Raw genomic sequence first — 2,994 nt, 5'->3', positions numbered from 1 at the left:
CGACACCGTCAACGAATCACCATCACCAGAGCCCGGCTGCAACCACACCCGAAGCGCCGACGCCCCTGACCCGCCAACCCACACCCCCGACCACGAAAACGGCAACCACGACCGACCCCCGGCCTGCCCCACCCCCGGCAACAACGGATGCAACCCCGCATCCAACAACGCCGGATGCACCCCGAACGACCCCGCCGACGACCGCTGCCCCTCCGGCAACACCACCTCCGCACACCACCCGCCACCAACCCGCCACAACCGGCGCAACCCCCGAAACGCCGGCCCATAGCCATAACCAGCCCCCACCAACCCCTCGTACACACCCTCCAAACCCACCTCCACCGCACCCACCGGCGGCCACTGCTCCCAACCCACACCCGACACCCCACCCACCACCGGCCCCAACACACCGGAAGCGTGCTTGCGCCACGGATCCGCATCGTTGCCGCGGGCGAAGACCTCGACAGAGCGCCGGCCGGCGTCGTCGGGGGTGGCGACGACGAGCTGCACGGTCAGGCTGCCCTGTTCGGGGACGACCAGCGGCGTCGAGACGGTGAGTTCCTCGACGACCTCGCTACCGAGCTGCGCACCGACGTGCGCGACCATCTCCACCAACGCCGTGGCCGGCAGCAGAGCCACCCCGAGGATCAGGTGGTCGGCCAGCCACTCCGGCGCGCTGCGGGAGAACCGGCCGGTGTAGACCACCGTGCCGTCGGCGGCCAGTTCGACCGACGCGCCGAGCAAGGGATGCGCGGTGGCCGTCAGTCCGGCCGACTCGACATCGGCGGGCCGCGCCGAGGGTGACAGCCAGTACCGGGTCCGCTGGAAGGCGTACGTGGGCAGCTCGACCTGGCTGGCGTGGGGCGTCAGCACCGACCAGTCGGCGGTGCCGCCGCGGGCGATCAGCGTTCCGACGGCGGTCATGAGGGTCCGGACCTCGGGCCGGCCCGCACGCAACGCCGCTACGGCGGCCACGTCACCGTCCCGGTCGGCGAGCACGTTGCGGGCCAGGCCGGTCAGGACTCCGTCGGGACCGAGCTCCAGGAAGGTGGTGACGCCTTGCTCGGCGAGGGTCCGGACGGCGTCGGCGAAGCGTACGGGTCGGCGTACCTGCTCGACCCAGTAGTCGGGGTCGGACCACACGTCGGCCGGTTCGAGGGCGCCGGAGACCGTGGAGACCATGGGGATCTGCGCCCGGGCGAAGTTCAGCGTCCGTACGACCTCGCCGAACCGCGCCATCATCGGCTCCATGAGCGGGGAGTGGAAGGCGTGGCTGACCGACAGCCGGCGGACCCGGTGACCGCGTTCCTCGAGCGAGGCCGCCACCGCCGACACGGCCGCGTCGGTGCCGGAGATCACGACCGACGTCGGCCCGTTGACGGCGGCGATGTCCACCTCCTCGGTGCGCCCGGCCAGCAGCGGCAGGACCTCGGCCTCCGCGGCCTGGACCGCCATCATCACGCCACCCGGCGGTAGCGCCTGCATCAGTCGCCCACGGGCGGTGACCAGGGTTGCCGCGTCGGCCAGGGACAGCACACCGGCCACCTGAGCGGCGGCGATCTCCCCGATCGAGTGTCCGGCGACGAGGTCGGCTCTCCACCCCCACGACGCGACGAGGCGGTGCAGCGCCACCTCCACGGCGAACAGGGCGGGTTGGGTGTACGCGGTCTGGTCGAGCAGCGCGGCGTCGGCGGTGTCCGGCTCGGCGAAGATGATCTCCCGTAGTGCGCGGTCGAGGCCTGCGTCGAGGTGCTCGCAGACCTCGTCGAACGCCCGGGCGAAGGCAGGGTACGACTGGTACAGCTCTCGACCCATGCCGATGCGCTGCGCACCCTGTCCCGTGAAGAGCAGGGCGGTCCGGTGGGAGCGGGCGACGGTGGCGCGGAGCACGGCCGGTTCCGGCCGGTCCTGGGCCAGTGCCGCCAGGCCCTCGATCAGCTCGTCCCGGCTGCCGCCGACCACGACGGCGCGGTGCGACTGCTTGGCCCGGCCGGTGGCCAGGGACCAGGCGACGTCGGCCGGGTCGAGTTCGGGTCGCCGCGTCAGGAAGGCGTGCAGCCTGTCGGCCTGGGCCCGCAGGGCGGCCTCGTCGTGTCCCGTCACCAGCCAGGGCACCACAGGTGGTGCGGCGCGGTCGATGTCGTGCTGCGGCGCGGCGTCGTCGCTGGGCGGCTGTGGCGACGGTGCCTGTTCGAGGATCACGTGGGCGTTGGTCCCGCTGATGCCGAAGGCGGACACGGCGGCCCGGCGTGGATCGTTCGTATCGGGCCACGGTTGCGCCTCGGTCAACAACCGCACCGCCCCGGACGACCAGTCCACGTGCGGAGTCGGCTCGTCCACATGCAACGTCTGCGGCAGGATTCCCTGCCGCATCGCCATCACCATCTTGATCACACCACCGACACCCGCCGCGGCCTGGGCGTGCCCGATGTTCGACTTCAACGACCCCAGCCACAGAGGCCGATCGACAGGCCGGCCCTGACCGTAGGTGGCCAGCAACGCCTGCGCCTCGATCGGATCACCCAACCGGGTGCCCGTCCCGTGCGCCTCCACCACGTCCACGCTCGAGGGGTTCAGGCTCGCCGCCGCGAGCGCTTGGCGAATGACCCGTTGCTGGCTCGGCCCGTTGGGCGCGGTGAGACCGTTCGAGGCCCCGTCCTGGTTGACCGCCGAACCCCGCACCACCGCCAACACCCGACGGCCCTCGCGCAGCGCGTCCGACAACCGCTGCACCAACAACAGACCCACACCCTCGGACCAACCCGTCCCAGCCGCCGACGCCGCGAACGACCGGCACCGACCGTCCGCGGACAAGCCCCGCTGACGGGAGAACTCCAGGAACGCCACGGGGGTGGCCATCACGGTGGCACCACCGGCCAGGGCGAGGTCGCATTCGCCTCGGCGCAGGGCGGTGGCCGCCAGGTGCAGCGCCACCAGCGACGACGAACACGCGGTGTCGACGGTCACCGCCGGGCCCTCCAGACCGAGGGTGTA

General features: G+C 72.1%; 1 protein-coding gene. It reads right to left on the bottom strand.

Annotated features, from left to right (window positions below):
* The coding region (locus tag ACSNN7_RS28705) for a type I polyketide synthase (RefSeq protein ID WP_436684179.1) at positions 1-2,994 on the bottom strand (2,994 nt) is incomplete at both ends.

The sequence above is a fragment of the Micromonospora sp. URMC 105 genome, assembly GCF_051386295.1.
GTDB lineage: Bacteria > Actinomycetota > Actinomycetes > Mycobacteriales > Micromonosporaceae > Micromonospora.
Note: the sequence above shows the minus strand (reverse complement) of the source record. Positions and strands in the feature narration are given on the sequence as shown.